23 protein-coding genes are annotated in these 24,583 nt (G+C 68.7%); 16 read left to right on the top strand and 7 right to left on the bottom strand.

All coding sequences use genetic code 11. The annotated features are described in order from the left end of the window. Positions 1 to 9 precede the first annotated feature (9 nt). Together ACORQU_RS08875 and ACORQU_RS08870 are read right to left on the bottom strand one after the other, a co-directional pair. Positions 10 to 678, bottom strand: a complete 669-nt coding sequence (locus ACORQU_RS08875; RefSeq protein ID WP_491644685.1) for a hypothetical protein — start codon at positions 676 to 678, stop codon at positions 10 to 12. A 170-nt stretch (positions 679 to 848) separates the two neighbouring features. Continuing rightward, positions 849 to 1,055: a YdcH family protein gene (locus ACORQU_RS08870; protein ID WP_271647645.1), complete on the bottom strand. Its 207-nt coding sequence runs from the start codon at positions 1,053 to 1,055 to the stop codon at positions 849 to 851. A gap of 67 nt (positions 1,056 to 1,122) precedes the next feature. On the opposite strand from ACORQU_RS08870, the gene ttcA reads away from it, so the two are divergent. The 3 genes from ttcA (at position 1,123) to ACORQU_RS08855 (ending at position 3,927) form a co-directional block, all read left to right on the top strand. After that, positions 1,123 to 2,031 carry a tRNA 2-thiocytidine(32) synthetase TtcA gene (ttcA, locus tag ACORQU_RS08865; protein ID WP_491644682.1) on the top strand — a complete coding sequence of 303 codons (909 nt, stop codon included), beginning with the start codon at positions 1,123 to 1,125 and terminating at the stop codon, positions 2,029 to 2,031. 139 nt (positions 2,032 to 2,170) lie between these two features. Continuing rightward, positions 2,171 to 3,073 carry a recombination-associated protein RdgC gene (locus tag ACORQU_RS08860; protein ID WP_271647647.1) on the top strand — a complete coding sequence of 301 codons (903 nt, stop codon included), beginning with the start codon at positions 2,171 to 2,173 and terminating at the stop codon, positions 3,071 to 3,073. A 71-nt stretch (positions 3,074 to 3,144) separates the two neighbouring features. Further along, positions 3,145 to 3,927, top strand: coding sequence for a M48 family metallopeptidase (locus ACORQU_RS08855; RefSeq protein WP_491644680.1), 783 nt, complete (start codon positions 3,145 to 3,147; stop codon positions 3,925 to 3,927). A gap of 106 nt (positions 3,928 to 4,033) precedes the next feature. On the opposite strand, the gene ACORQU_RS08850 is transcribed toward ACORQU_RS08855, so the two are convergent. Further along, the gene (locus tag ACORQU_RS08850; RefSeq protein WP_491644678.1) at positions 4,034 to 4,888 is read right to left on the bottom strand and encodes an alpha/beta fold hydrolase; all 855 of its coding nucleotides are present in this window, start codon (positions 4,886 to 4,888) and stop codon (positions 4,034 to 4,036) included. Continuing rightward, complete coding sequence (gene hemH / locus ACORQU_RS08845; protein WP_491644676.1) at positions 4,885 to 5,889, bottom strand: ferrochelatase; 1,005 nt, start codon at positions 5,887 to 5,889, stop codon at positions 4,885 to 4,887. Before hemH ends, ACORQU_RS08850 begins: the two co-directional genes overlap by 4 nt. Before the next feature lie 151 nt (positions 5,890 to 6,040). Between hemH and ACORQU_RS08840 the strand changes: the two genes are divergently transcribed. From ACORQU_RS08840 to tatC, 4 genes are all read left to right on the top strand, one after another. Beyond that, complete coding sequence (locus tag ACORQU_RS08840) at positions 6,041 to 6,946, top strand: lipid-binding SYLF domain-containing protein (protein ID WP_271647652.1); 906 nt, start codon at positions 6,041 to 6,043, stop codon at positions 6,944 to 6,946. Between the two features lie 103 nt (positions 6,947 to 7,049). Next, entirely contained in the window at positions 7,050 to 7,283 is a 234-nt protein-coding gene (gene tatA / locus ACORQU_RS08835; RefSeq protein ID WP_271647653.1) for a Sec-independent protein translocase subunit TatA, read from the top strand. 56 nt (positions 7,284 to 7,339) lie between these two features. Further along, positions 7,340 to 7,750 carry a Sec-independent protein translocase protein TatB gene (gene tatB / locus ACORQU_RS08830; RefSeq protein ID WP_271647654.1) on the top strand — a complete coding sequence of 137 codons (411 nt, stop codon included), beginning with the start codon at positions 7,340 to 7,342 and terminating at the stop codon, positions 7,748 to 7,750. After that, positions 7,731 to 8,486, top strand: coding sequence for a twin-arginine translocase subunit TatC (gene tatC, locus ACORQU_RS08825; RefSeq protein WP_491644673.1), 756 nt, complete (start codon positions 7,731 to 7,733; stop codon positions 8,484 to 8,486). Before tatB ends, tatC begins: the two co-directional genes overlap by 20 nt. A 76-nt stretch (positions 8,487 to 8,562) precedes the next feature. Here tatC and ACORQU_RS08820 read toward each other — a convergent pair whose 3' ends face one another. From ACORQU_RS08820 to ACORQU_RS08810, 3 genes are all read right to left on the bottom strand, one after another. After that, positions 8,563 to 9,456 (bottom strand): BPSS1780 family membrane protein, encoded by an 894-nt coding sequence (locus ACORQU_RS08820; protein WP_491644671.1) that lies wholly within the window; start codon positions 9,454 to 9,456, stop codon positions 8,563 to 8,565. Positions 9,457 to 9,519: 63 nt separating this feature from the next. After that, entirely contained in the window at positions 9,520 to 10,245 is a 726-nt protein-coding gene (locus ACORQU_RS08815; RefSeq protein ID WP_491644669.1) for a glutamine amidotransferase, read from the bottom strand. Next, positions 10,242 to 12,047 carry a GspE/PulE family protein gene (locus ACORQU_RS08810; RefSeq protein WP_491645027.1) on the bottom strand — a complete coding sequence of 602 codons (1,806 nt, stop codon included), beginning with the start codon at positions 12,045 to 12,047 and terminating at the stop codon, positions 10,242 to 10,244. The genes ACORQU_RS08815 and ACORQU_RS08810 overlap by 4 nt, the downstream gene beginning before the upstream one ends. 93 nt (positions 12,048 to 12,140) lie before the next feature. On the opposite strand from ACORQU_RS08810, the gene glyQ reads away from it, so the two are divergent. The 9 genes from glyQ to ACORQU_RS08765 all read left to right on the top strand — a co-directional run bounded on the left by glyQ (position 12,141) and on the right by ACORQU_RS08765 (position 24,548). Beyond that, positions 12,141 to 13,070 carry a glycine--tRNA ligase subunit alpha gene (glyQ, locus tag ACORQU_RS08805; RefSeq protein ID WP_271647659.1) on the top strand — a complete coding sequence of 310 codons (930 nt, stop codon included), beginning with the start codon at positions 12,141 to 12,143 and terminating at the stop codon, positions 13,068 to 13,070. Next, entirely contained in the window at positions 13,067 to 13,717 is a 651-nt protein-coding gene (locus ACORQU_RS08800; RefSeq protein WP_491644667.1) for a glutathione S-transferase family protein, read from the top strand. Before glyQ ends, ACORQU_RS08800 begins: the two co-directional genes overlap by 4 nt. 18 nt (positions 13,718 to 13,735) lie before the next feature. Further along, the gene (locus ACORQU_RS08795) at positions 13,736 to 14,005 is read left to right on the top strand and encodes a hypothetical protein (protein WP_491644665.1); all 270 of its coding nucleotides are present in this window, start codon (positions 13,736 to 13,738) and stop codon (positions 14,003 to 14,005) included. After that, positions 14,002 to 16,227, top strand: a complete 2,226-nt coding sequence (gene glyS, locus ACORQU_RS08790) for a glycine--tRNA ligase subunit beta (protein ID WP_491644663.1) — start codon at positions 14,002 to 14,004, stop codon at positions 16,225 to 16,227. The genes ACORQU_RS08795 and glyS overlap by 4 nt, the downstream gene beginning before the upstream one ends. Before the next feature lie 80 nt (positions 16,228 to 16,307). Further along, a complete protein-coding gene (locus ACORQU_RS08785) occupies positions 16,308 to 18,386 on the top strand; it encodes an autotransporter assembly complex protein TamA (protein WP_491644661.1) in 2,079 nt (692 codons plus the stop codon). Between the two features lie 80 nt (positions 18,387 to 18,466). After that, the gene (locus ACORQU_RS08780; protein WP_491645025.1) at positions 18,467 to 22,234 is read left to right on the top strand and encodes a translocation/assembly module TamB domain-containing protein; all 3,768 of its coding nucleotides are present in this window, start codon (positions 18,467 to 18,469) and stop codon (positions 22,232 to 22,234) included. Between the two features lie 14 nt (positions 22,235 to 22,248). After that, positions 22,249 to 22,926, top strand: a complete 678-nt coding sequence (locus ACORQU_RS08775; RefSeq protein ID WP_491644660.1) for a hypothetical protein — start codon at positions 22,249 to 22,251, stop codon at positions 22,924 to 22,926. 678 nt (positions 22,927 to 23,604) lie between these two features. Beyond that, positions 23,605 to 24,075 carry a DUF695 domain-containing protein gene (locus ACORQU_RS08770; protein ID WP_491644658.1) on the top strand — a complete coding sequence of 157 codons (471 nt, stop codon included), beginning with the start codon at positions 23,605 to 23,607 and terminating at the stop codon, positions 24,073 to 24,075. A 71-nt stretch (positions 24,076 to 24,146) separates the two neighbouring features. Further along, positions 24,147 to 24,548, top strand: coding sequence for a hypothetical protein (locus ACORQU_RS08765; protein WP_491644656.1), 402 nt, complete (start codon positions 24,147 to 24,149; stop codon positions 24,546 to 24,548). Positions 24,549 to 24,583 lie beyond the last annotated feature (35 nt).

The raw sequence follows: 24,583 nt of genomic DNA, 5'->3' as shown, positions 1-24,583 counted from the left end.
CCGCCCGGCTCAGCCCAGCATCGGAAAGGCCTGCGCCAGCCAGGCGTGGGCCGAGGCTCCGATCTCCGGCTGCTGCACCAGCTCCAGCAGGGGCGAGCCGGTGGCGCGGAAATCGGCGGCGTGCTCGCAGACCATCACCATGCGCAGCACCGCGCTGCCGCCGGGCAGGATCGCCGGCGGCAGGTATTCCTGGAAACCGTAGAAAGCGAACAGCGCATGCAGCTCCGGCGGGCACATGATCAGGCCGAAGCGCACCCCGGAATCGCGCGACAGCTGGTAAGCCTCACGGACCAGCGCATCGATCACCGGCCGCACGCGATGCTCGGCCAGCACCGCCAGGCGCGAGCCGACCACCAGGCTGGCGGCCGGCCAGGTCCCGGCAAAGCGCTCCAGGCGCAGCAGACCGGCCATCTCCTGGCGCAACTGCGGGGTGTCGGCCGCATGCAGCCGCAGCGCGGCCACCGGCTCCTGCCCCTGCAGGACAACCACCTGGGTGGCGCTCATTTCCAGGGCATCGTCCTGCAGCCAGTGGTCCTGGCCCTGCTCGTCTAGCAGTCGCGTGCGCAGACGGCGCAGCATGGCGCCCCCCTGGCCGGGCCCCAGGCGCACGGCGTGCAGACGCCCCTGCCCCGACGACGGGCCGTGGCTGGAACTGGCGGAGGAAGCAGCGGCTTGCATGGAGCGGGTACCGGCTGGCCCGAAGACGCGGGTCGATAGGGGTGCCCAAGCAAACATCGCGCCAACGGCCGGACCCCGCCATCGCCTTGCCGTGCAGGGTCCAACGCCGGGTGCGCAGGATGCGGGGTGACGTGACGGGTCACAAGCGGCCCGATCCGGCTAGCGCAAGGTCAGGCCGGCTCGTCGGGGATCAGGGCGCTTTCCAGCCGGGCGATGCAGTCCTTCAACCACAGCTTGCGCTTCTTCAGACGCTTGACCGACAGTTCATCGGCCTGGATGCCCGCGAGCAGGCGCAGGATCTCTTCGTCCAGATCGCGGTGTTCCCGCCGCAGGCGGGTCAGCCGGGAGACCACCTCTTCGGTCGCGCCGTTGTCCATGGGCGCAGCATACCCCGCGCACGTGGCGGCGGTGAGGCCCGCGCCACGGGCCGGTAAAATGCCCGGCATGAGCACGCCTTTGCCCCTGCAGCTGCTGGACGATCCAGCCCCCCGCCCGGCCGACCGGCACGGCCGCGCCTACCGCGAGCAGACCAAGCTGGCCAAGCGCCTGCGTCGCCAGGTCGGCCAGGCCATTGCCGACTACGGGATGATCGAGGCCGGCGACAAGGTCATGGTCTGCCTGTCCGGCGGCAAGGACAGCTACACGATGCTCGACGTGCTGCTGCAGCTGCAGAAGAAGGCCCCGGTGGACTTCGAACTGGTGGCGGTCAACCTGGACCAGAAGCAGCCCGGCTTCCCCGAGCACGTGCTGCCGGCCTATCTGGAATCCTTGGGCGTGCCGTACCACATCATCGAGCAGGACACCTACTCGGTGGTCAGCCGGGTGATCCCCGAAGGCAAGACGATGTGCTCGCTGTGCTCGCGCATGCGCCGCGGCGCGCTGTACAGCTACGCCGCCGAGCACGGCTTCACCAAGATCGCCCTGGGTCACCACCGCGACGACATGGTGGCCACCTTCTTCATGAACCTGTTCCACCACGCCAAGCTGTCGGGCATGCCGCCCAAGCTGCTGTCCGACGATGGCCGCCACGTGGTGATCCGGCCGCTGGCCTACGTGCGCGAGGCCGACATCGTCGACTATGCCGAGGCAAAGGCCTTCCCGATCATTCCCTGCAACCTGTGCGGCAGCCAGGAAAACCTGCAGCGGCGCCAGGTCGGCCACATGCTCAAGGCCTGGGAGAAGGAATCGCCGGGGCGGATCGAGCAGATCGCCCGGGCGATGGGCGACATCCGGCCCTCGCAGCTGGCCGATCCGAAGCTGTTCGATTTCCTCGCCCTGGGCGCGCGCGGGGCCGGCGCGCCGCCCGATGCGCGCGCTTGGCTGGGCGGTGGCCAGGACGAGCACCAGGACTGAGGCCGCCCCGGCCCGATTCCGGGCGCCCTGGGGCGATCGCTGTCAATGGTGTCGGCCGCGGCGCCAGCAGCGATAATCGCCGGTCCATTCTTTCGCGCCGGACGCTTTGCCAGCGCCGCGCCCCCATCTGGTCCCTCGCATGTTCTTTCGCAACCTGACCCTGTTCCGCTTCCCCACCTCGCTGGATTTCTCCGAACTGGACAGCCAGCTGCAGCAGGCCCCGCTCAAGCCGGTTGGCCCGCTGGAGATGAGCTCGCGCGGCTTCATCTCCCCGTTCGGCCGCAACGAGGAGGTCGCCAGCCATCGCGCCGACGAGGCCATCTGGGTCAGCGTTGGCGGCGAGGACAAGATCCTGCCCGGCGCGGTGGTCAACGACCTGCTGGCGCGCAAACTCGACGAGATCGAGGAAAAGGAAGGCCGCCGCCCCGGTGGCAAGACCCGCAAGCGCCTCAAGGACGACCTGCTCCACGAACTGCTGCCGCGCGCCTTCGTCAAGCCCTCGCGCATCGATGCCATGCTGGACCTGAAGTCCGGCTTCATCGCCGTGGACGCCTCCTCGCGCAAGAGCGCCGAGAACGTGGTCTCCGAGCTGCGCGGGGCGATGGGCAGCTTCCCGGCCGTGCCGGTCAACGCCGAGGTCGCCCCGCAGTCCATCCTCACCGCCTGGATCGCTGGCGAGCCTTTGCCCGAGGGGCTGAGCCTGGGCGAGGAATGCGAGATGAAGGACCCCATCGACGGTGGGGCCGTGGTCAAATGCCAGCATCAGGAATTGCGCTGCGAGGAGATCGACAAGCACCTGGAAGCCGGCAAGCAGGTCACCAAGCTGGCCCTGGTGCTGGACGACCACGTGTCCTTCGTCCTGGGCGATGACCTGATCATCCGCAAGCTGAAGTTCCTCGATGGCGTGGTTGACCAGCTCGAATCGACCGGCAGCGACGACCTGCGCGCCGAACTGGACACGCGCTTCGCGCTGATGAGCGCCGAGGTCCGGCGCCTGTTCACCATCCTGGAAGGCGCGCTCAAGTTCAGCCGCATGGAATGAGGCCGCGCGGCCGCGCCGAGTGACACGCGGCTGTCGCACCGGCGCAGGACGTCGCGCCCTAGAATGGCCCCATGCTGCTGCGCCGGCTCACCGCCAAACCACCCCGCAGCGTCGAGCGCGACACCATCGTCGTGCCGGCGCGTGCCGGTGCGCCCCCGATCGAGGTTCAGCGCGTGCGCGACCCGCGCGCGCGCCGCATTCGCCTGAGCGTGGATGAGCGCGGCGCGCGCCTGACCCTGCCCTCGCGGGCCAGCCTGCTGGCCGGCGAGCGCTTCCTGGAAGAACACCATCAATGGCTGTGCGAGCAGCTGGCCCGCAGCGCCGTGCCCGAGACGGTGCAGCCGCTGCGCCCGCACGCGACCCCCAGCCTGCCGCTGCGGGGACAGGACATCGCCCTGCACTGGCGCAGCGGCCGCTATACGCAGCTGGACCTGCGCGAGGATGGCCTGCACCTGCAATGGCCCGGGCGCGCCAGCCAGGCGACCCTGGTCCGCACCCTGCGCAGCTTCTACGAAACCCAGGCCATGGCCGACGTGCAGGCCTGGACCCCGCGCCACCTGCCCGGCCTGCCGCGCGCGCCGGGCCGGGTGCGCTTCAAGATCATGTCCTCGCAATGGGGCTCGCTCAGTCCGGACGGGTCGATGGCGCTGGACCTGTCCCTGGTCCTGGCCCGGCCGTCGGCCTTTGAGTACGTGCTGGTCCACGAGCTGTGCCACCTGGCCCAGGCCAACCACTCGCCGGCGTTCTGGGCCGAGGTGCAGGCGCGCTTTCCCGACTGGCGCGCCGAACGCGCCTATTTCCACGAACACGGCCGCATCCTCAAAGCGCAGCTGCGCACCCTGCTGCAGAGCTGACCACCTCGCTGGGTGGGAGACGCCATGGCGGCGATGCGGCTTTCCCGATAGCGCCCTATCGCTGCCATGTCGGCTCCCACAGCGGTCTGTGAGTGCAGCGGTCGGCTCAGTCCTCGCCGAGAAAGCCGCCAATGACCCCGGCCACGGCCGGCGCGTCATCCATGTGTAGATGGTGATGGCCGGGCAGGACCGCGACGTGGCCACGACGCAGGCGCGCGGCGCGCTGGCTGCGCAGGGGTTCGGGGAAATAGTGCTGCGCCGGGGTCGCCAGGATCACCTGGGCCGGGCAGTCGATGGATGCCACCAGCGCATCGACCTGGTCGTGCGTGGCGCGGTACAGCGAGGGCAGCATCAGGCGCGGGTCGCTGCTCCAGACCCAGCCATCGTCGACCCCGCGCACGCCGCGTTCGACCAGCAGCCGTGCGCTGGCCTCGCTCAGGCCGTTGGCCTGCATGCGCGCGCGGATCGGGGCCGCGAGCGCGTTGAAGACCCGCAGCGGGCGGCGCGAAGGCAGGCGCGCCTGCGCAATGGCATCGCGCATCCGCGCCGGGGCCTGGTCCGCCGCCTCGCCCAGGCCGCCCAGGGCCTCGATGCACACCAGCCGCCGCACGCGCTGCGGACAGGCCGCCGCGATCAGGCTGGAGATGCCCGCGCCCATCGAATGGCCCAGCAGGGCGAAGCGCTCCCAGCCCAGGGCATCGGCCGCATCGAGCACCGCGTTGATCGCCACGAATGGCGAGTACTCGGTGCCCGGCGGCAGATGCACGCTGCGCCCATGCCCGGGCAGGTCCAGCGCCAGCACGTCCAGCGGCTGCGGCAACAGGTCCAACAACGGAATCCAGCTGGCCGCGTTGTCCAGCCATCCGTGCAGGGCGATGACCTTGGACCCCTCCGGATCACCGCCACGCAGGGCGTGCAGCGCGCCGACGCTGGCCGGCAGCACGCATTCGACCAGGTTCATGCGCGCATCGGCCCCAGCTGGCGCTCCAGCATGGCCAGCAGGGCCTGGGCGTGTTCGGGCGAATCGTTGAGGCAGGGGATGTAGCGCAGAGTGCCACCGGCCTCGGCGAAGCCCTCGGCAAACTGCATGCCGACCTCCTCCAGGGTCTCCAGGCAGTCCACCGCGAATCCGGGACAGACCACGTCCACCTGGCGCACGCCGCGCGCGGCCAGCGCGGCCAGCTCGGTATCGGTGGCCGGCTCCAGCCAGCGCTCCTTGCCGAAGCGCGACTGGTAGGTCAGCGTCCAGTCGCCTTCGGCCAGGCCCAGGGCCTGGGCGATCAGCGCGGCGCTGCGCTCGCACCGCTGCGGGTACGGGTCGCCGTTGTTGGCCACGCGCTGGGGCAGGCCATGGAAGGAGAACAGCAGGTGTTCTCCGGTGCCGTTGGCCTGGCGCCAGCGCGCGATGGAGGCCACCACCGCCGCGATCCAGTCCGGATCGTCCGAGTAGTCGTCCACCCAGCCCAGTTGTCCCGCGCCAGCGCTAGGCAGCACCGCATCGACCACGTCGCGCACCGAGGCGGTGGTGGTGGTCGAGTACTGCGGATACAGCGGCAGCACCCGCAGTGGCGTGCCCTCGCCCTTGAGCCGTTCCAGCAGCGCGCGCAGCGCCGGCTGGCCGTAGCGCATGGCCGGCACGACCCGCCAGCCCGGCAGCAGCGCCTGCATCCGCGCGGCCAGGCCAGTGGTGTACACGGCCAGCGGCGAACCGCCGTCCAGCCACACCTTGGCGTATTTCTCCGCGGACTTGGGACCGCGCAGCGGCAGGATCAGGCCACGCAGCAGCGGCTGCCACAGCAAGGGCGGGATGGCGACCACGCGTCGGTCACTGAGGAATTCGGCCAGGTAGCGGCGCACCGCCGGCGCGGTCGGCGCCTCGGGGGTGCCCAGGTTGACCAGCACCAGGGTGCCGGTGGCCGGCAGTGGCACGGGGCCGGCGGCATCAAGGGAGGTCGTTTGCATGGGCACATGATGACAGACCCACGGTGTGGGCCTGGCTCAACTCATGGCCGATTCACCCGTCCGTGACTAGGCTCGCGCCGGTGCATGGCGGGTCATGTCACCCGCGCACAGATCGGTTACAACGCCATTTCCTCGCTCGGAGTCGCCCCGCATGTTCCTGTCCCGTCTTTCTCCGCGCCCTCTGGCCCGATTCGGCGTGCTGATGCTGGCCGCCCTGGTCAGTACCCAGGCCATGGCCGGGACCGAGCAGGACGAGCGCGCGATCAATGCCACCCGCGTGCTGACTGACATCCAGCGCATCCCGGAAGAGTCCATCCCCGACAAGCTGCTCGACGAGGGCAAGGCGATCATCGTCATCCCCGATTCGCTCAAGGTCGGGCTGGTGTTCGGCGGGCGCAGTGGCCACGGCCTGATGTCGGTGAAGAACCCCGACGGCACCTGGTCCCAGCCGGTGTTCGTCAAGCTCACCGGCGGCAGCATCGGCTTCCAGGCCGGCGTGCAGTCGTCTGACATCATCCTGGTGTTCCGCAACGAGCGCTCGCTCAACAACATCGTCAACGGCAAGTTCACCCTGGGCGCCGATGCCTCGGTCGCTGCCGGCCCGGTCGGGCGCAATGCCTCGGCCGCCACCGACGGCCAGCTCAAGGCCGAGATCTGGTCCTGGTCGCGCGCGCGCGGCCTGTTCGTCGGTGTCGCGCTCGATGGTGCGGTGCTGTCCATCGACAACGACGACAACGTGGCCGCCTACGGGCCCACCGCCACGCCGCGCGCGATCTTCGAGAACCGCGCAGGCCACCCGTCCTCGCAGATCGTCAGTTTCCGCGACGAACTGGAGGAAGCCACCGCCGCGGCACGCGCCAACCGCGGCACCGATGCCCGCCCGGTGGTGACCACCGGCACGCCCTACGCACCGCCCGCCCCCGCCCAGCCGGCGCAGGCCGCCCCGCAGGTGCAGACCGCCCCGGTCGGCACCCAGCCGGCCACGACCGAGCCGGCGCCTCAGCAGGGCTTCCAGCCGGTGGAGGAAGGCGAGATCCGGACCGAACAGCTGAACTGATCGGTCAAAACAGCGCGATCCCGCGGTCCGCAGCCACACCGGCGGACACTTTGCCGATGCGGCTGCGGTATCCTGATCGTCCACTTTCCCCAGCGAGTCGGTCATGGGCAGTCTCAGCATCTGGCATTGGTTGGTCGTGTTGGCCATCGTCCTGTTGGTCTTCGGCACCAAGCGACTGACCAGCGGCGCCAAGGACCTCGGCAGCGCGGTGAAGGAATTCAAGAAGGGCATGCGCGACGAGGACAAGCCGGCTGCACGCCTGTCCGACGAAGCGCGCGGCGCCGACGAGGCCGCCGCCAAGGAGCGCGAGCGCGAACGCAGCGGCGAGGACCGCTGATCGCCACCGCTGACGTGCCAACCCTCCGAACGCCCGCCTGACGGGCGTCAGTCGCCATGTTCGACATCGGCTTTCCCGAACTCATCGTCATCGCCATCGTGGCCCTGGTGGTGCTTGGTCCCGAGCGCCTGCCCAAGGCCGCGCGCTTCGCCGGACTGTGGGTGCGCCGGGCGCGCAACCAGTGGGACTCGGTGAAGAGCGAACTGGAACGCGAACTGGCCGCCGACGAACTCAAGCGCAACCTGCACGAAGCCCAGGAAGCCCTGCGCCGCACCGACCAGTCCATGCGCCGTGGCCAGGACGACCTGCAGCGCGAGTTCGACAGCGTGGGCGAGGAAGTCCGCTCGACCGGCGCGGAGACCGAGACAGCACGCGATGTCGCGGCGGCGTCCGCACCGGAGGCCGCCGCGCCTGCGACACCCGCGCAGGGTCACAAGGAGGGCGGCGATGAACGCCCCAACCCCTGACCACGAGGCCGAAAGCAGCCTGATGGAGCACCTGATCGAGCTGCGCACGCGGCTGATCCGGGGGATGGCGGGGGTGGCGGTCGCGCTGGCGGTCGCGCTGCCCTTCGCCAAGCGCATCTTCGAGCACCTGGCCATGCCGCTGCTCTCGCAGCTGCCGGTGGAGCAGGCCTCCAAGATGATCGCGGCCGACCCGACCTCAGGATTCTTCGCGCCGATCAAGCTGGCCCTGTATCTGGCGATCTTCGTGTCCTCGCCGTGGCTGATCTACCAGGCCTGGTGCTTCGTCGCGCCCGGCCTGTACAAGCACGAGAAGCGCCTGGCCGTGCCGCTGCTGGTGTCCTCCATCGCGCTGTTCTTCGCCGGCTGCGCGTTCGCCTATTTCGTGGTGCTGCCGGCGGTGTTCCACGCGCTGACGCTGTTCACTCCGGACGTGGTGACCCTGGCGCCGGATCCGGGCAAGTACCTGGATTTCGTCGTGGTGATCTTCCTTGCCTTCGGCGTCAGCTTCGAGCTGCCCGTGGCGATGGTCATCCTGGTCGCCCTGGGCCTGGTCACCCCGGCCCAGCTCAAGCATTCGCGCGGCTACGCGGTGGTCGGCGTGTTCGTGGTGGCCGCGGTGATCACCCCGCCGGACGTGGTCTCCCAGCTGTTGCTGGCCCTGCCGATGTGCCTGCTCTATGAACTGGGCATCCTGGCCTGTCGCTGGGTGGTGCCGCGGAGCCTGGCGCGCGGCTAGTTGGACAGGCGCCACGCTTCATAAAAAAGCCCGCCATTCGGCGGGCTTTTGCATTCCAGTGCAGCGCGCGTGCGGCTCAGGCCTCGAACGTGGAGCTGGACACCGGCGCCGCAGGCGGCATCGCCGAGGCGCCCGCCGCCCCGCCCAGGAGCTGGCGCCAGGCGCTGGCCACGCAGCCGGCGATCAGGGGCAGCATCACGCCCATCAGCAGCACGTTGGTGACCAGCACACCCAGCAGCTGGCCACCGACCATCGTCATCGCCAGACCCAGCAACTGGACCATGATCATCAGCGGCACCAGGACGATGAACAGCAGCACGTAGAACAGGATCACCGCCGGCAGGTTGTGCAGGCAGGCGCGCAGGCTGTTGAACATGGCCTCGCCCCCGCGTCGATCGCCGAACACCACGTCCGGCACCGCGACGAACACCAGCAGGCTGGCCACCAGCGCACCGGCCACCAGCAGCGCCAGCCACAGCAGCAGGCGACCGGCCGGCAGCTGAGACACCAGCGCCGGGTCGGGCTGCCCCCCAGAAGCGGCCTGCTCTTCCAGGTGGGCGATCACTTCCTGCAGCTGCTGCACGCCCTGGCTGCCCAGCAGCGCCATCAGCAGCAGCCCGGCCGCCAGGGCCAGCAGCACCTGCGGCAGCAGCGTGGCCACCAGGCTGGGCACATGCCCGGTGCGGAAGCCTCCGAACAGGTCGCCCGGCACCACCGCCTGTCCGGTCTGCGCCTTGCGCACCGCACCCAGCACCCCGGCGAACAGCACCGGCGAGGCCAGCCCCAGCAGCAGCTGCAGGAACAGCCCGGGGACCGTGGCCAGCGCCATCACCTGGGCGGCCAGCAGCGACAGCAGCGCCCACAGCGCGCCCAGCAGGCCCAACTGCAGGGGCGCCCGGCGCAGGGTGGCCAGGCCGTCCAGCAGCCATTGCGCACCGGCGCTGGCCGGCACCTTGTTGATCATCGACATCGGGACTTCCGAAGAAACGGGATTGTGCAGGGCGACAGTCTACGCAAGCCGCACGCCGCCGGCTCAGCGCCCGCGGACCTGCCGGGCGTGGCGCACGAACCGCCGCAGCAGCGCGCGCGCCTGCGGCGCGGCGCTGACCTCGCGGCTGATCCGCAGCGGGCATTGCCCGCTGCTGCGCAGGTGCTCGGCGCGCGCGGCCACGTAGCCGCGCATGTGGTGGGTGGCGAACTCCGGGTGGAACTGCACGCCCCAGGCGCGCGCGCCCCAGCGGAAGGCCTGGCAGCCGTCGCGCTGCGAGCGGGCCAGCACCGTGGCCCCGTCCGGCGCGCGCAGCACGGTCTGCACGTGGCTGGTATGGGCCATGAAGCCGGTCGGCGCATGGGCGAAGAGCGGATCCTCGGCCGCCGGCGGATGCAGATCGATGCGCACCGTGCCCGATTCGCGCCCGGCCGGGTTGTCGGCCACCTCGCCGCCCAGCGCATGGGCCAGCAGCTGGTGGCCGTAGCAGATGCCCAGCAGCGATTGCCCGTCGTGGGCCGCCTCGCGCAGCCACGCGGCGGCGCGTTCGCTCCAGTCGGCGCGATCGGTGACCATGGCCGAGGACCCGGACACGATGATCCCGGCGAAATCGCGACGGTCCGGGAGCGCATCGCCGCGTTCGACATTGGCCACGACCGACGCGTCGGCTTCCAGCCCGGCGGCGACACGGATCCAGTGGGCGAAGCCGCCGTGGCGCTTGAGCGTGCGCAGCGGCTGGCCGGTTTCGACGATCAGGAAAGGCGCGTTCATTCCCGTGGGGGCAGGACCGAGACAACTTCCTCGATTGTCGTCAGACCACGCGCCACCATGTCAAGGCCGGCGTCGCGCAGGGTGCGCATGCCCTGCAGGCGCGCGGCGCGGGTGAACGCGGCCAGATCCATGTCGGCGCGAATCATGTTGCGCAGCTGCGGGGTCAGCGGCATCAGCTCGTACAGGCCGACGCGGCCCATGTAGCCGGTGCGGCGGCATTCCAGGCAGCCCACCGGTGCGTTGGGCGCGGCGTCGTCCGGCACCTGGCGCCCGGTTTCCAGCAGCGCATCCCAGGCATGAGCCGGCAGCGTGGTCGGCTGGCGGCAGTGCGGACACAGGGTGCGCACCAGGCGCTGGGCCAGCACGCCGCTCAGGGTCGAGGCGACCAGGTAATGGGCCACGCCCAGGTCCAGCAGGCGGGTGATGGCCGAGGGCGCGTCGTTGGTGTGCAGCGTGCTCAGCACCAGGTGGCCGGTGAGCGAGGCCTGGACCGCCATCTGCGCGGTTTCCAGGTCGCGGATCTCGCCGATCATGATGATGTCCGGATCCTGGCGCAGCAGGGTGCGCACGCCGGCGGCGAAGTCCAGGTCGATGTTGTGCTGGACCTGCATCTGGTTGAACTCGGCCGAGATCATCTCGATCGGGTCTTCCACCGTGCACACGTTCACATCACTGGTGGCCAGCTTGCGCAGGGTCGAATACAGCGTGGTGGTCTTGCCCGAGCCGGTCGGCCCGGTGACCAGCACGATGCCGTGCGGCTGCTCGACCAGCCCGTTCCAGCCGGCGGCCTCGGTCGGACTGAAGCCCAGCTCGGCGATCGGCTTGAACGCGGTGTCCGGGTCGAAGATGCGCATCACGCACTTCTCGCCGAAGGCGGTGGGCATGGTCGACAGGCGCATCTCCACCTCGCGCCCGCCGGGCGAGCGGGTCTTGATGCGGCCATCCTGCGGGCGGCGCCGTTCGGCCAGGTCCATGCGGCCGAGCACCTTGATGCGGGAGATGACCGCGGTCATCACCGGCGGCGGCAGGTCGAAGACCTTGTGCAGCACCCCGTCGATGCGGAAGCGGATGCGGCCCAGCTCGCGACGCGGCTCCAGATGGATGTCCGAGGCACGCTGCTCGTAGGCGTACTGCAGCATCCAGTCCACGATCTGCACCACGTGGTGGTCGTCGGCGCCGACCTCCCCGCTCTGGCCCAGGTCCACCAGCTGCTCGAAGCTGGGCATGGCGGTGTTCTGCTCGCGATCGCGCAGGTCCTTGGCGCCGCGCACCGAGCGGGTCACGCCGAAGAACTCCATCGTGTAGCGGTGCAGGTCCAGCGGATTGACCAGCGCGATCTCGATGCTGCGCCGGGTCAGGTGCGACAGGTCGCCCTTCCAGGCGATGTCCAGCGGCTCGCTGGTGGCGATCAACACCCGGTCCGGACGCACCGCCAGGGGCAGGATGCGGTGCCGGCGCGCGTAGGCCTGGCTGACCACGGCGGTGACCTCGGCCACGTCCACCCGGGTCGGGTCCACGCGCAGGTAGCGCACGTCCACGCGCTTGGCCAGCCATTCGGTCAGGCGCTCCAGGCTCAGCTCGCCGCCGGCGGCGGCGGCCAGCTTGAGGTTGGCCAGCAGCACCAGCGGATGCACCTCGCTGGCGCTGCGCGCACCGGCGGCGGACATCTGGATGCGGCCGGTGTCGGCCTCGGCCACCAGGCCATCGGCCAGCAGCGCGCGGGTGACCTGGGCGAAGTCCAGCCGGCCGGATCCCAGCACGGTGGATTCGGGCGAAAAATCGGCCCTGCGCTGCTGCTCCATCGACACGTCCGGCTCCCGGCACATCGCGTGCGGCCAGGGCGGCCACACCACGCTGCGTATACTAGCCCACCCCTTTTTCCAGCCCTTTGCCGCATGACTGTCCAGACGGCCACCCCCATCACCTTCCAGGGCCTGATCCAGACCCTCAACCAGTACTGGGCAAGCCAAGGCTGCGTGCTGATCCAGCCGCTGGACCTGGAAGTCGGCGCCGGCACCTTCCATCCGGCGACCTTCCTGCGCGCGCTGGGCCCGGAGCCGTGGAACGCGGCCTACGTGCAGCCCTCGCGCCGTCCCACCGACGGGCGCTACGGCGAAAACCCCAACCGCCTGCAGCGCTACTACCAGTACCAGGTGGCGATGAAGCCCAACCCGGACAACATCCAGCAGCTGTACCTGGATTCGCTCAAGGCCCTGGGGATCGATCCGCGCGTGCACGACCTGCGCTTTGTCGAGGACAACTGGGAATCGCCCACGCTTGGTGCCTGGGGCCTGGGCTGGGAAGTCTGGCTCAACGGCATGGAAGTCACCCAGTTCACCTACTTCCAGCAGGCCGGCGGCCTGGAGTGCCGGCCGGTGCTCGGTGAGATCACCTACGGACTGGAGCGCCTGTGCATGTACCTGCAGGACTGCGACAACGTCTACGACCTGATCTGGACCTACGGGCCGGACGGCACGCCGGTGACCTACGGCGATGTCTACCACCAGAACGAAGTCGAGCAGAGCACCTACAACTTCGAATACGCCGACGTGGACGAGCTGTTCCATCGCTTCGACGCCTGCGAGCGCGAGGCGGTCAAGCTTGTCGAGGCCGGCCTGCCGCTGCCGGCCTATGAGCAGGTGATGAAGGCCAGCCATACCTTCAACCTGCTCGACGCGCGCCGCGCGATCAGCGTGACCGAACGCCAGCGCTACATCCTGCGCGTGCGCACGCTGTCCCAGGCCGTGGCCAAGGCCTACTACGCCCAGCGCGAAAAGCTCGGCTTCCCCGGCATCAAGCGCGCAGCGAGCGAGGCCGCGGCGTGATCCTGATCGGCATGTTCGATTCGCCGTTCGTGCGCCGCGTGGCGGTGAGCATGACGGTGCTCGGCGTGCCGTTCGAGCACCGCAACTGGTCGACCGGGCGCGATGCGGCGCTGATCCGCGCCTACAACCCGCTGGGCCGCGTGCCCACCCTGGTGCGCGACGATCAGGAGGTGCTGTTCGAATCGGCCGCCGTGCTCGACGCGCTGGACCAGGACGCCGGTCCGGAACGCGCCCTGCTGCCGGCCGGCGGCGCCGAGCGTCGCCAGGCCCTGCAGCTGATCGCCCTGGCCACCGGCGCGGCCGACAAGGCCGTGGCCATGGTCTACGAGCGCGTGTACCGCCCCGAAGACAAGCGCCACGGCCCCTGGCTGGAGCGCTGCGCGGCCCAGGTCCACGGCGCGCTGGCCGCGCTGGAGGCGCACTGCGTGGACCGCGCAGACCACGAGTGGCTGATCGGCACGCGCATGAGCCAGGCCGACATCACCCTGGCCTGCTGCGCCACCTTCACCGCCGAGGCGGTGCCGTTCGATCTTGCGCCCTACCCGGCCCTGGCCGCGCGCGTGGCGCGCTACGAGGCCCTGCCGGTGTTCCAGCAATTCCACGTGGCTTTCGACGCCCCTGCGCCGGCGGCAGCGACCTCCAACTGAGCGCGTAAGGACACACCCATGAACGCCCAGATAGTGCACGCCTTTGCAAGCGGTCTGATGCTGTTCTACAGCGCACCGATGGCATTTGGCCTGTTCTGCGCGTGGTGGGCACAGCAGCATGGGCGCAACGCCTGGGCTTGGTTCTTTTTCGGCCTGCTGCTGATGCCGGTGGCGGGCATCTGGCTGCTGGCCATCAACGGCGACCTCCGAGACGCCGCCCGCACAACACGCAGCTCCGCGACCGTACCCCGCCACGATCTGCTCTCCACCCGTAAGGACGTTCCATGAGCAACACGCTTCCCCTCCTGATCGAACTGGGCACCGAGGAGCTGCCGGTCAAGGCCCTGCCCGGCCTGGCCGATGCGCTGTTCGACGGCATCAAGGCCGGCCTGGAAAAGCGCGGCGTGGCCGTGGACGCCACCGACGCGCGGCCGCTGTTCACCCCGCGCCGGCTGGCGGTGCTGCTGCCGGGCGTGTCGGCCGAACAGCCCGAACAGGCCAGCGAGGTGTTTGGCCCGTACGTGAACATCGCCCTGGATGCGGACGGCCAGCCGACCAAGGCCCTGAGCGGTTTCGCGGCCAAGGCCGGCGTGGAGTGGACCGCACTTGAGCGCACCACCGATGCCAAGGGCGAGCGCTTCGTGCATCGCGCGGTCAAGCCAGGCGCGCGGACCGCCGCGCTGCTGCCGGAGGTGATCGCCGAGGCCATCGCCGCCATGCCCATCCCCAAGCCGATGCGCTGGGGCGACCACGACTACGCCTTCGCCCGCCCGGTGCAGTGGTTGGTGGTGCTGTTGGGCAGCGAGGTGGTGGAGATGCCGCTGATGGGCATCAAGTCCGACCGCATGAGCCGCGGCCACCGCTTCGAGCACGACAAGCCGGTGTGGATCGGCGCGCCGGGCGACTACGTCGAGGCGCTGGCCGCCGCGCGCGTGCTGGTCGACCCGCAGCAGCGCCGCGCACGCATCATCGAGCAGGTCCAGGCCGCCGCGCGCGGCGTGGGCGGCGATGCGCGCATCACCGATGACAACCTGGAGCAGGTGGTCTGTCTGACCGAGTGGCCGGGCGCGGTGGCGTGCAGCTTCGAGCCGGCGTTCCTGGCCGTGCCGCAGGAAGCGCTGATCGAGACGATGGAGATCAACCAGAAGTTCTTCCCGGTGCTGCGCGATGGCACGCTGACCGAGCACTTCATCGGCATCGCCAACATCGAGTCGCGCGACCCGGCCCAGGTGCGCGCCGGCTATGAGCGTGTGATCCGCCCGCGCTTTGCTGATGCCAAGTTCTTCTTCGACGAGGACCTCAAGCAGGGTCTGGTGTCGATGGGCGAAGGTCTTGCGACCGTCACCTACCAGGCCAAACTGGGCACGGTGGCCGACAAGGTCGCGCGCGTGGCCGCGCTGGCCGAAACGATCGCGCCGATGGTGGGCGTGGACGCCGCGCAAGCGCGCCGCGCTGCGACGCTGGCCAAGAACGACCTGCAGTCGCGCATGGTCGGCGAGTTCCCCGAGCTGCAGGGCATCGCTGGGCGCCACTACGCGCTGGCCGCCGGCGAGCCGGCCGAGATCGCCCTGGCCATCGACGAGAGCTACCAGCCGCGCTTTGCCGGTGACGACATCGCCCTATCGCCGCTGGGCAAGGTGTTGGCGATCGCCGAGCGCCTGGACACGCTGGCCGGTGGCTTCGCCGCGGGTTTGAAGCCGACCGGCAACAAGGATCCGTTTGCGCTGCGGCGCAATGCGCTGGGGCTGGCGCGGACGATCATCGAGAGTGGGTTTGATCTGGACGTACGCGGTCTGATTGGCTCGGCCGTCATGCAGACGGGCACCGCTGTCGCAGCGCATGCAGCTCGGAATGAGAAAGCAGGAAAGCCGGCCGAAGCGAATGCACGGATCGAGCCTGCTAAGGGCGACGACTTCGTGACCGATCACCTCAAGGGGCACTTTGCGGCGCAAGGCAAGACCTTGATGCAGCTGGATCTGGCACCGCTTGTTTCAGAGCTCTACGACTTCATCCTCGACCGCCTGAAGGGCTACTACGCTGACAAGGGCGTGCCGACCACGCAGTTCAACGCGGTGGCCGAGCTCAAGCCGGCCTCGCTCTACGACTTCGACCGCCGCATCGACGCGATCGGCACCTTCGCCGCGCTACCCCAGGCCGCGACCCTGGCCGCCGCCAACAAGCGCATCGCCAACATCCTGAGGAAGGCCCAGGCCGAGGACTTCCACATCCCCGACCACATCAACCGGGGCCTGATCGAACACCCGGCCGAGGCCGCGCTGGCCGAGGCGGTGGAAGCGGCCATCGGCGACACCGATGCGGCCCTGCACCAGCACGACTACGTGCAGGTGCTCTCGCGCCTGGCCTTGCTGCGCGAGCACGTCGATGCGTTCTTCGACGGGGTGATGGTCAACGCGGAAGACCAGGCCGTGCGTGCCAACCGCCTGGCCCTGCTGCAGCGCCTGTCCCAGCGGTTCGGCGCCGTGGCCGACATCGCCCAGCTGTCTGCGTGATCGATCCGACGGGGCGCGCCGGCGCGCGCCCTCATGACGCCTTAACCCGGCCGATGCGAGGCGCCGGGTATGCTCCGCCCATGCGCTTTTTTCCCCCGTTTGCCATTGCCGCCGTGTTGTTGCTGCTGCCCACGGCCTCACTGGCGGCGGTCATCGTCGACAAGGTCCAGATCAAGGGCCTGAACGAGGACAACGACACCGAGCGCGCGATGGCCGAGAACATCCGCGTCTCGCTGACCTTCAACGATGCACTGGGCAAGCGCCTGGGCGAGGCGCGCCTGGAATACCTGATGGACCAGACCAAGGCCGAGGCGGCCAAGGCGCTGGAGCCGTTTGGGTATTACACGCCCACCATCGAGGTCAGCTCGCAGCGCCAGGAGGCCGCGGGCGCCGACACGGGACAGCCGGAGCCCGGCGCCGCCAGCCCGCAGCGCGAGACGGTGCAGGCAGCCGAGGACAACGACAAGGACGATGGGGATCCCGACGACGCAACGTCCAGCGAGCCGAAAGGCCGGGTAGAGCGCGACAACGGCGATGCCGACGGCCAGGTGACTACCTCCACCGCCCCGGCCGACGCCCAGGACGACCGCGCCGCGACCGCCGCCTCCGCGCAGGCGGGGCAGGCCCAGGACCGGCCGCGCCGCCCACGCCGGCCGGCCGACCACATGACCATCACCGTGACCGTGACCCCGGGCGGGCCGGTGCGCGTGCGCGACGCGGATATCCGCATCGAGGGCCAGGGCGGCAACGACCGCTACCTGGCCGAGGACCTGGCGGCCTTCACTCCGCGCGAGGGCGACATCTTCGACCACCAGACCTACGAGGCCAGCAAGCTCAAGATCGTGCGGCGCCTGGCCGAGCGCGGCTACCTGGATGCGGACTTCCTGGACCGCAAGGTGGAGGTCACCCGGGCCGAGCACGCCGCCGACATCGACCTGTCCTGGATCAGCGGCATCCGCTACGACATGGGACCCACGCGTTTCCATCAGGACTACTTCCGCCCCGGCCTGCTGGACAAGCTGGTGTACTGGAAGGAAGGCAGCTACTACCACCAGGGCAAGCTGGACCGCCTGCGCCAGTCGCTGGTGCAGCTGGACTACTTCAGCGGGATCGACATCCAGGCCAATCCGGAAGAAGCGGTCGACGGCCGCGTGCCGATCGACGTCAACCTCAAGCTGGCCCCGCGCAACATCTATACCGCCGGCGTGAGCTACGGCACCGAGTACGGCGCGGGTTTCCTGGCTGGCGTCGAGCGGCGCTACGTCAATTCGCGCGGGCACAAGCTCAAGACGCTGCTGGACTACACCCAGAACCGCAAGTCGCTGACCACCACCTACCGCATCCCGGCGTTCAAGTGGCTCGACGGCTGGTATGCAGCCACCGCGCAGGTCTACGACGAGCAGACCGACTACATCGATACGCGCCGGGTCGAACTGATCGGCAGCCGCAGCGGCGAGCTCAACGATCAGTGGACGCTGACCGCCTCGGTGCATGCGCTGCGCGAGCGCTGGCTGTTCCAGATCGCCGACGATGGCGACGGCGCGCTTTCCCGCCGCCCGTACCGCTATGCCACCTACGTCTACCCGCAGGTGGAGGCGCAGTACGTCAACGTCGATGACCGCCTGTTCCCGCGCAGCGGCTATGTCGGCAAGGCCACCCTGCGCGGCGGCCTGGAGGGCGCCGGCTCGGACACCAACTTCGCCCAGATCCAGCTCGGCGCCACGTGGTATCGCGGCCTGGGCGACAACGACCGCCTTATCGTGCGCGGCGAACTGGGCCAGACCACCTCTGGCTCACAGGACGCGCTGCCGCCCAGCCTGCGCTTCTACGCCGGCGGCGACCACAGCATCCGCGGCTACCAGTACCGCGAGGTGGGCCCGCGGGTGGAGACCGACGGCGGCGAGTATTCGGTGGGCGGCAGCAAGCTGGTCACCGGCAGCGTCGAATACGAGCACTATTACAAGGGTGGTCCATTCGGCGGCGCGATCTTCGTCGACAGCGGCAGCGCCTACGACGACTCGCCTGACTTCAAGACCGGTGTCGGTATCGGGGTGCGCTACAAGTCGCCCATCGGGCCGATCCGGGTGGACATCGCCCACGGCCTGGACGACCCCGATTCGGTGGTGCAGCTCTACCTGAGCATCGGGGCGACGCTGTGAAGCGGCGCATCGATCCCAACCTGAGCCCGGAAGAGCGCGAGGCACGCATCGCCGAGTTGCGCGCGCGGCGCCGGCGCCGCATGCGCACGCTGGCCATCCGCAGCGCCATCGGCACCGGCGTGCTGGTAGTCGTGCTGGCCGTGGCCCTGTACTGGCTGTTGCAGACCGTCGCCGGGCGCGACGTGCTGTTGGCCCAGGTCAAGGCACGCCTGCCGGCCGGGGCCACGCTGAGTTACGACGGCGCCGAAGGCCCCTTGGCCGGCCCGCTGACGCTGACCAACGTGCACTTCGTCTACGACACGATCGACTTCACCGCCAAACGGATCACCCTGGACCCGGACCTGCGCCCCTTGCTGGGCCGGCGCCTGCGCCTGGACAGCCTGCAGATCACCGATGCGCACCTGGAGATGGCGCCCAGCCCGGATGAGCCCTTCGAGCTGCCGCGCTGGCCGGAGGTGATGCCACAGATCGAACTGCCCCTGGACCTGCAGGCCGACCAGCTGGTGGTGGATCGCTTTGTCTACACCTCCGGCGGCGAACAGGTGATGGACATCAGCAGCCTGCGCGGCGGCATCGACATGGGCGATGGCTACGTCGAGGCGACCGCGATCAAGGCCCGCACCAACCTGGGCAATTTCAGTGTGGACGGCTACTACCGGCCCGGCGACCGTTACGACACCGATCTGACGGTGTCGGCCGGCTTCCCCGCGCCGCGTGGCAAGACCCCGGCACGCCTGGGCCTGGTGGCGCGCGGCGATGTCCGCCACATGGAGGTCGCCATCGGCGGCAACGCGCCGGCGCCGGTGCGCGTGCACCTGGACGTGCGTGGCGCCAGCAAGCCGGACTGGGCGCTGCGCGCGCGCAGCAAGCAGCTGGACTTGGCGCTGTTCGGGGTGGGCGCCGCCGATGCACCGCCATTGGCCTTCGACCTGCGCGCCAGCGGGACCGACGGCGGCGCGGCGGTCAGCGGCACGGCGACCCAGGGCGAGAACACCGTGGTGATCGAGCCCTCGCACGTGCGCATCGCCGACACAACCTTGACCGTCGAACCGCTGGCGGTGCAACTGCTCGGTGGCCGGGTGACGCTGCGCGGCCATGCCGATTTCGCCGACACCGCCGATCCGACCTTCAAGTTCGCGGTCAACGCGCGCGACCTGCAATGGGGCGCGGGCGAGCAGCACATCAGCGCCGACGCCGACCTGGGCGTGGCCGGGCGCAAGGCGCGCTGGGTGGCGATCGGCAAGGCCGACCTGGCCCGCGGGCAGGACACGGCCAAGGTCGACTTCGACGGGCGTGGCGACCTGGAGAAGGTCCTGCTCAAGACGCTCAAGGCGACCACGCCGGCCGGCGCGCTGGACGTCACCGGCCAGGTCGGCTGGGCACCGCAGCTGTCCTGGGACGTCAAGGCGACGCTGGATGACTTCGACCCGGGTTACTTTGCCGCCGGCTGGGATGGTGCGGTCACCGGCACCCTGGCCAGCCAGGGCGCCCAGCGCGATCCGGCGGCCGGCAAGGGCAGCGGCTTCGATGCCAGCCTGGACATCCCCAGGCTTGGCGGCCGGCTGCGCGACCGCAAGCTGTCCGGCAGCGGCAATTTCACCGTGCAGGGCGCCAATGGCGACGGCAAGCTGGACCTGACCCTGGGCAGCAGCCACCTGCGCGCGCAGGGCTCGGTCGCCGACACGCTGGACATCGATGCCGATCTCTCACCGCTGCAGCTGGCCGACCTGCTCCCGGGTGCCACCGGTCGCCTGTCCGGCACGCTCAAGCTGAGCGGGGCACGCACTGCACCGACGCTGGACGCCGACCTGTCCGGCAACGCCCTCACACTCGACAGCTACGCGGCGGACACCTTCAGCCTGCGCGGCCGCCTGCCGTGGAAGGGCAGCGGTGGCGATCTGGCCTTGCGCGGCACCGGCGTGCAGGCCGGTCTACTGCTGGACACCCTGGCCGTGGACGCGCGCGGCGCCGTGCAGGATCTGGAACTGGCCGTGCGGGCCGACAACCCCACCGTCTCGCTGACCCTCGGCGGCCAGGCGCGGCAGGCCCAGGATGGCAGCTGGTCCGGCGCACTGGACACCCTGCGCCTCGTGCCGTCCAAGGGCGATGCCTGGGCGCTGACCGACCCGGCGCGCTTCACCCAGTCCGGCACTGCCTTCACCCTGTCCGACAGCTGCCTGTCCGGTGCCGACGATGGCAGCCTGTGCCTGTCCGCGGACTGGCCGCGCAACGGGGTGAGCGTGCACTCGGACAAGCTGCCGCTAACCCTGATCCAGCCGTGGCTGGCGCCCAGCGACGGACGCCCGCTCACCCTTCGCGGCGAGATGACCCTGGACGCCAACCTCAAGCCGCAGGGCAATGCCTGGCAGGGCCAGATCCACCTGGCCTCGATGGACGGCGGGTTGAAGATGGGCCGCAATACGCGCGGCGAGATCGTGCACTACGACCACTTCAGCATCGACGTGGACATGACCCCGCAGCACATCCACGGCCGCCTGGGCACCGGCTTTGCCGGCAACGGCTACGTGGACGCCACCTTCGACACCGGCTGGGACGACTTCGCCCCGCTCAGCGGCGACATCTACCTCTACAACGATCGCCTGTTCTGGCTGGAGCTGTTCTCCCCGGATCTGGTCCGGCCCAGGGGCAAGCTCAAGGGCCACGTGGGACTGGCCGGCACCCGCGGCACACCGCTGCTGAGCGGCGAGGCGGACCTGAGCGAGTTCACCGGCGACCTGCCGGCGCTGGGCATCACCCTGGTCGATGGCGCCGCGCAGCTGACCGCGCTGTCCGACGGCTCGGCCAAGATCACCGGCAGCATGAAATCGCAGTCGGCCACCGGCGGCGGCGATACCGGCGGCACCCTGTCTATCGACGGCTCACTCGGCTGGCAGGGCGGCGACGAGCCCCTGCTGTTCAAGGTGCGCGGCGAGAACTTCCTGGCCTCGGACACCACCGAGTTGCGTGCGGTGGTCGCCCCGGACATGACCATCGCCCTGCAGGACAACGTGCTGGGCGTGGGCGGCAAGGTCACCGTGCCCTCGGCCACCATCAACCTGGAAAAACTCAGCGAGGGCGTGTCCACCTCCGAAGACGTGGTGGTGCTGGACCCGGCCGATCCGGAAGCAGGCGGCAGCTCGCTGCTCAAGCTGGACCTGGCCATCAGCCTGGGCAATGCGGTCAAGCTCAATGGCTTCGGCCTGGACGGCACGCTGCAGGGCGACATGAGCGTGCACTCGCGCGCCGGCCGCGCGATGTCGGCCACCGGCCAACTCAACGTGGACGGGCGCTACACCGCCTATGGGCAGAAGCTCTCCATCACCCGTGGCGAGCTGAGCTGGAGCAACGACGACGTCTCCGATCCCAACATCAACATCCGCGCCGAGCGCGAAGTCGTCAGCGCCGGGGTGACGGCCGGCATCGACGTCACCGGCCGCGCCAGTGCGCCGCATGCCAGCGTGTGGTCCAACCCGGAAACCTCCGAGTCCGACGCACTGGCCTACCTAGTGCTGGGCCGCCCGCTGAGCAACGCCAACAGCCAGGAGAGCGCGCAGGTCAGCGCCGCCTCCTCGGCCCTGTCCGCCGGCGCCGGCCTGGTCGCCTCGCAGCTGGGCGCCAAGATCGGCCTGGACGATGCCGGCGTGCTGGAGTCGCGCACGATGGGCGCCTCGGTGTTCGGCGTGGGCAAGTACCTCTCGCCCAAGCTCTATGTCAGCTACGGCGTGTCGATGGTCGGCTCCGGCTCGGTGGTCACGTTGAAATACCTCCTGCGCAAGGGCTTCAACGCCGAGATCGAATCCTCCACCGTGGAGACGCGCGGCTCGCTCAACTGGCGCAAGGAAAAGTAGCCGGCGCTCGCCCGATGCACCGCGCCGTGTCGATCAGGCCGCTTCAGAATCCCCGCCGGCCGCCGCTATCAGTGCCTCAAAATCACGATGAGGCCAGAATTGAACTCCTGCCCAAGCTTTTTCTGCTGACCGCGCTCTTCGCCGCCGCTTCTTCGGCAGCCGCCCTCCCCCTCGGCGACGATGACGAAGACGAGGATCAGCGCCAAGTCAATCCCGACAACCAGGCCCGCATCCGCTTTTTCGGACAAGCCGTGATCGGCCTGGAGTTCTACCGCAACACCCTGTGCTACGGCGGCGATGCGGAAAGCGAAACGCCCTCCAGTCGCGGGTTCGGCGGCGCCTTCGGCAGCAAGAAGAGCATCTCGCTGGGCATGCCGGTCACCCCCAACGTCATCAATCTCAAGCAGCGCAACGGCATCCTGGCCAAGGCGTTCTATCGCGAGTACGCCATCACCGCCGGCGAACCCATCGCCATCCATGGGTCGTACTACGAAGCCACCAGCCACATGTCCCGTGGCTGCGAGGACTTCGGCGTGTCCTTCGTCCCCGAGAAGGATCAGGACTATGAAGTGGCCCTGGATCTCACGGACAAGTTCTGCCATCTGGTTGTCTCCAAAATCACCCAGACCAGCGGAGGCGTGGCGCTGGCCCCGGTCGAACTCAAAGACGCGCAGGAATGCAGCGACGAATAACGTCGGTTCGCGTACGAGCCTGACTCCGTCGAAGGCGTGATGCCCGGACCGGCGTCGGCTTGCATAGCCGCTCGGAAAGATCCCGCCCACCACCCCGCTGCCGCCCACCGGAATAGAGCCATGAGACGCGGCCCGTTACACCCACGCTTCCGACGCGTATCTCATACATCTTCGATACCGATGCTCCAGCGGGACTGGCATGGGCGTCCAACCACCGCCAAGCCACTGATTACGCGAGGAACTGCGGCGTTGACAGCTGCGCGGGCGTGCTGAATATTCTCGTGCAACGCCCCGCTTATGGGGCCTAATAGTTGTTAGGGCGCTTATGGAGAGATTCGAAGCAAATGGATAAGTCCCACGCAGACGCAATCGCTAAAGCCATCCTCGAGCCGGATCTCAAGGCCCAGGAGGAGCTAAATCGGAAGCGTGCTACTCAAGAGCGCAGTCTGGCTGACCGCCGGTTGGTCGCGTGGTTCTCTCTACCCGGATTTGCTATCGGTGCAGCCGTGGCGTACTTCACCGGCCATCGCCTATCAAACGGGGTTATCTGGGGCGGTGTCGCCGGCGGCGCTGTGGGCTGGGCAGTGATCTGGTGGCGCCGTCGCCGGTCCGCGCCCTAACAATTCGTTCAAGCCGATGCTGCTTCGCGGCACGGCTTAACTGAGGTTTTAGGCATCTGTGACAGATAATCACGTCCGCATAGTTCTTCCGGATCCGCACTACACGCTCTTTGAAAGCAATCGCAATGATCTTCCGGAGGTCATTGTGGTTAACGACGCGCTGCTGTCCTTCCAGCACTCGGAGATATTCCCATGGCACTTAGAGGTAAATATCCAAGCCGAGGAACTTGCCGAGAAAGGCATGCCAACCCCTGAGGAGAGCAAACTCTTGTTCGAGATTGGCGACAAGATTGAGTCCGCTATTGAGGGCAAGAATGCGTTGTTTCTGGCGCGCAGCACCTGGGACGGCCTCCGGCAGCTATCATTTCGCGTGCATGACCCGGAGCTAGCCAATGACACCTTGCAGTCACTGCTTGCGGACAAGCCACATGCCCGGTTCTGGGAGTTCCGCATGCACCACGATCCAGGGTGGCAAGAGGCTGGTTACATCTTCAAGCTTTTCCCATTGGCTAACGGGGCAGATGCCTAACAATTCATTCAAGCCGAACCCGCTTCGCGGATCGGCTTAATTCAGGTGATAGGGCTCAAGGGGAGCGCTTCGTGATCATCGATATCACTTGCAAGACTGATCGCTTCAGCCTTTCTGTAGTCGGCCCCGACTTTATTAATGATTGCTGCTTTGGCGAGGACTTCTCCAAGTGGCTTGTCTCTGCTCTCTCAGAAGCCGGCGTCAATGCCGATGTGATTTGTATGGAGGACTTTGGATGGGCAAATCAGGCTGACTACCTAGGAGTCTCCTACCTTGTGTGCGTGGCCGGCAACTCAGACGAGGACCCTAGTCGCCCCAACTACGGGGAATGGCATGTCATGCTTGAGCGATCTCGCTCGTTCACACAGAAGCTTCTGGGCAAAAACAAGACTTCTGCCAGTGACCCGCTTGTTAGCAAGGTCACGGGTGCGCTTCGTGCCGCAGGATTCGCAGATGTCACGGTTGAGCCCTAACAATTCAATCAAGCCGAACCTGCTTCGCAGGTCGG

This window comes from Pseudoxanthomonas sp. JC1303 (assembly GCF_058448525.1).
Note: the sequence above shows the minus strand (reverse complement) of the source record. Positions and strands in the feature narration are given on the sequence as shown.

Coding starts and splice junctions, on each gene's coding strand:
- ACORQU_RS08875 (WP_491644685.1), bottom strand. CDS start 678: ATGCAAGCCGCTGCTTCCTCCGCCAGTTCCAGCCACGGCCCGTCGTCG.
- ACORQU_RS08870 (WP_271647645.1), bottom strand. CDS start 1,055: ATGGACAACGGCGCGACCGAAGAGGTGGTCTCCCGGCTGACCCGCCTG.
- ttcA (WP_491644682.1), top strand. CDS start 1,123: ATGAGCACGCCTTTGCCCCTGCAGCTGCTGGACGATCCAGCCCCCCGC.
- ACORQU_RS08860 (WP_271647647.1), top strand. CDS start 2,171: ATGTTCTTTCGCAACCTGACCCTGTTCCGCTTCCCCACCTCGCTGGAT.
- ACORQU_RS08855 (WP_491644680.1), top strand. CDS start 3,145: ATGCTGCTGCGCCGGCTCACCGCCAAACCACCCCGCAGCGTCGAGCGC.
- ACORQU_RS08850 (WP_491644678.1), bottom strand. CDS start 4,888: ATGAACCTGGTCGAATGCGTGCTGCCGGCCAGCGTCGGCGCGCTGCAC.
- hemH (WP_491644676.1), bottom strand. CDS start 5,889: ATGCAAACGACCTCCCTTGATGCCGCCGGCCCCGTGCCACTGCCGGCC.
- ACORQU_RS08840 (WP_271647652.1), top strand. CDS start 6,041: ATGTTCCTGTCCCGTCTTTCTCCGCGCCCTCTGGCCCGATTCGGCGTG.
- tatA (WP_271647653.1), top strand. CDS start 7,050: ATGGGCAGTCTCAGCATCTGGCATTGGTTGGTCGTGTTGGCCATCGTC.
- tatB (WP_271647654.1), top strand. CDS start 7,340: ATGTTCGACATCGGCTTTCCCGAACTCATCGTCATCGCCATCGTGGCC.
- tatC (WP_491644673.1), top strand. CDS start 7,731: ATGAACGCCCCAACCCCTGACCACGAGGCCGAAAGCAGCCTGATGGAG.
- ACORQU_RS08820 (WP_491644671.1), bottom strand. CDS start 9,456: ATGTCGATGATCAACAAGGTGCCGGCCAGCGCCGGTGCGCAATGGCTG.
- ACORQU_RS08815 (WP_491644669.1), bottom strand. CDS start 10,245: ATGAACGCGCCTTTCCTGATCGTCGAAACCGGCCAGCCGCTGCGCACG.
- ACORQU_RS08810 (WP_491645027.1), bottom strand. CDS start 12,047: ATGGAGCAGCAGCGCAGGGCCGATTTTTCGCCCGAATCCACCGTGCTG.
- glyQ (WP_271647659.1), top strand. CDS start 12,141: ATGACTGTCCAGACGGCCACCCCCATCACCTTCCAGGGCCTGATCCAG.
- ACORQU_RS08795 (WP_491644665.1), top strand. CDS start 13,736: ATGAACGCCCAGATAGTGCACGCCTTTGCAAGCGGTCTGATGCTGTTC.
- glyS (WP_491644663.1), top strand. CDS start 14,002: ATGAGCAACACGCTTCCCCTCCTGATCGAACTGGGCACCGAGGAGCTG.
- ACORQU_RS08785 (WP_491644661.1), top strand. CDS start 16,308: ATGCGCTTTTTTCCCCCGTTTGCCATTGCCGCCGTGTTGTTGCTGCTG.
- ACORQU_RS08780 (WP_491645025.1), top strand. CDS start 18,467: ATGCGCACGCTGGCCATCCGCAGCGCCATCGGCACCGGCGTGCTGGTA.
- ACORQU_RS08775 (WP_491644660.1), top strand. CDS start 22,249: ATGCACCGCGCCGTGTCGATCAGGCCGCTTCAGAATCCCCGCCGGCCG.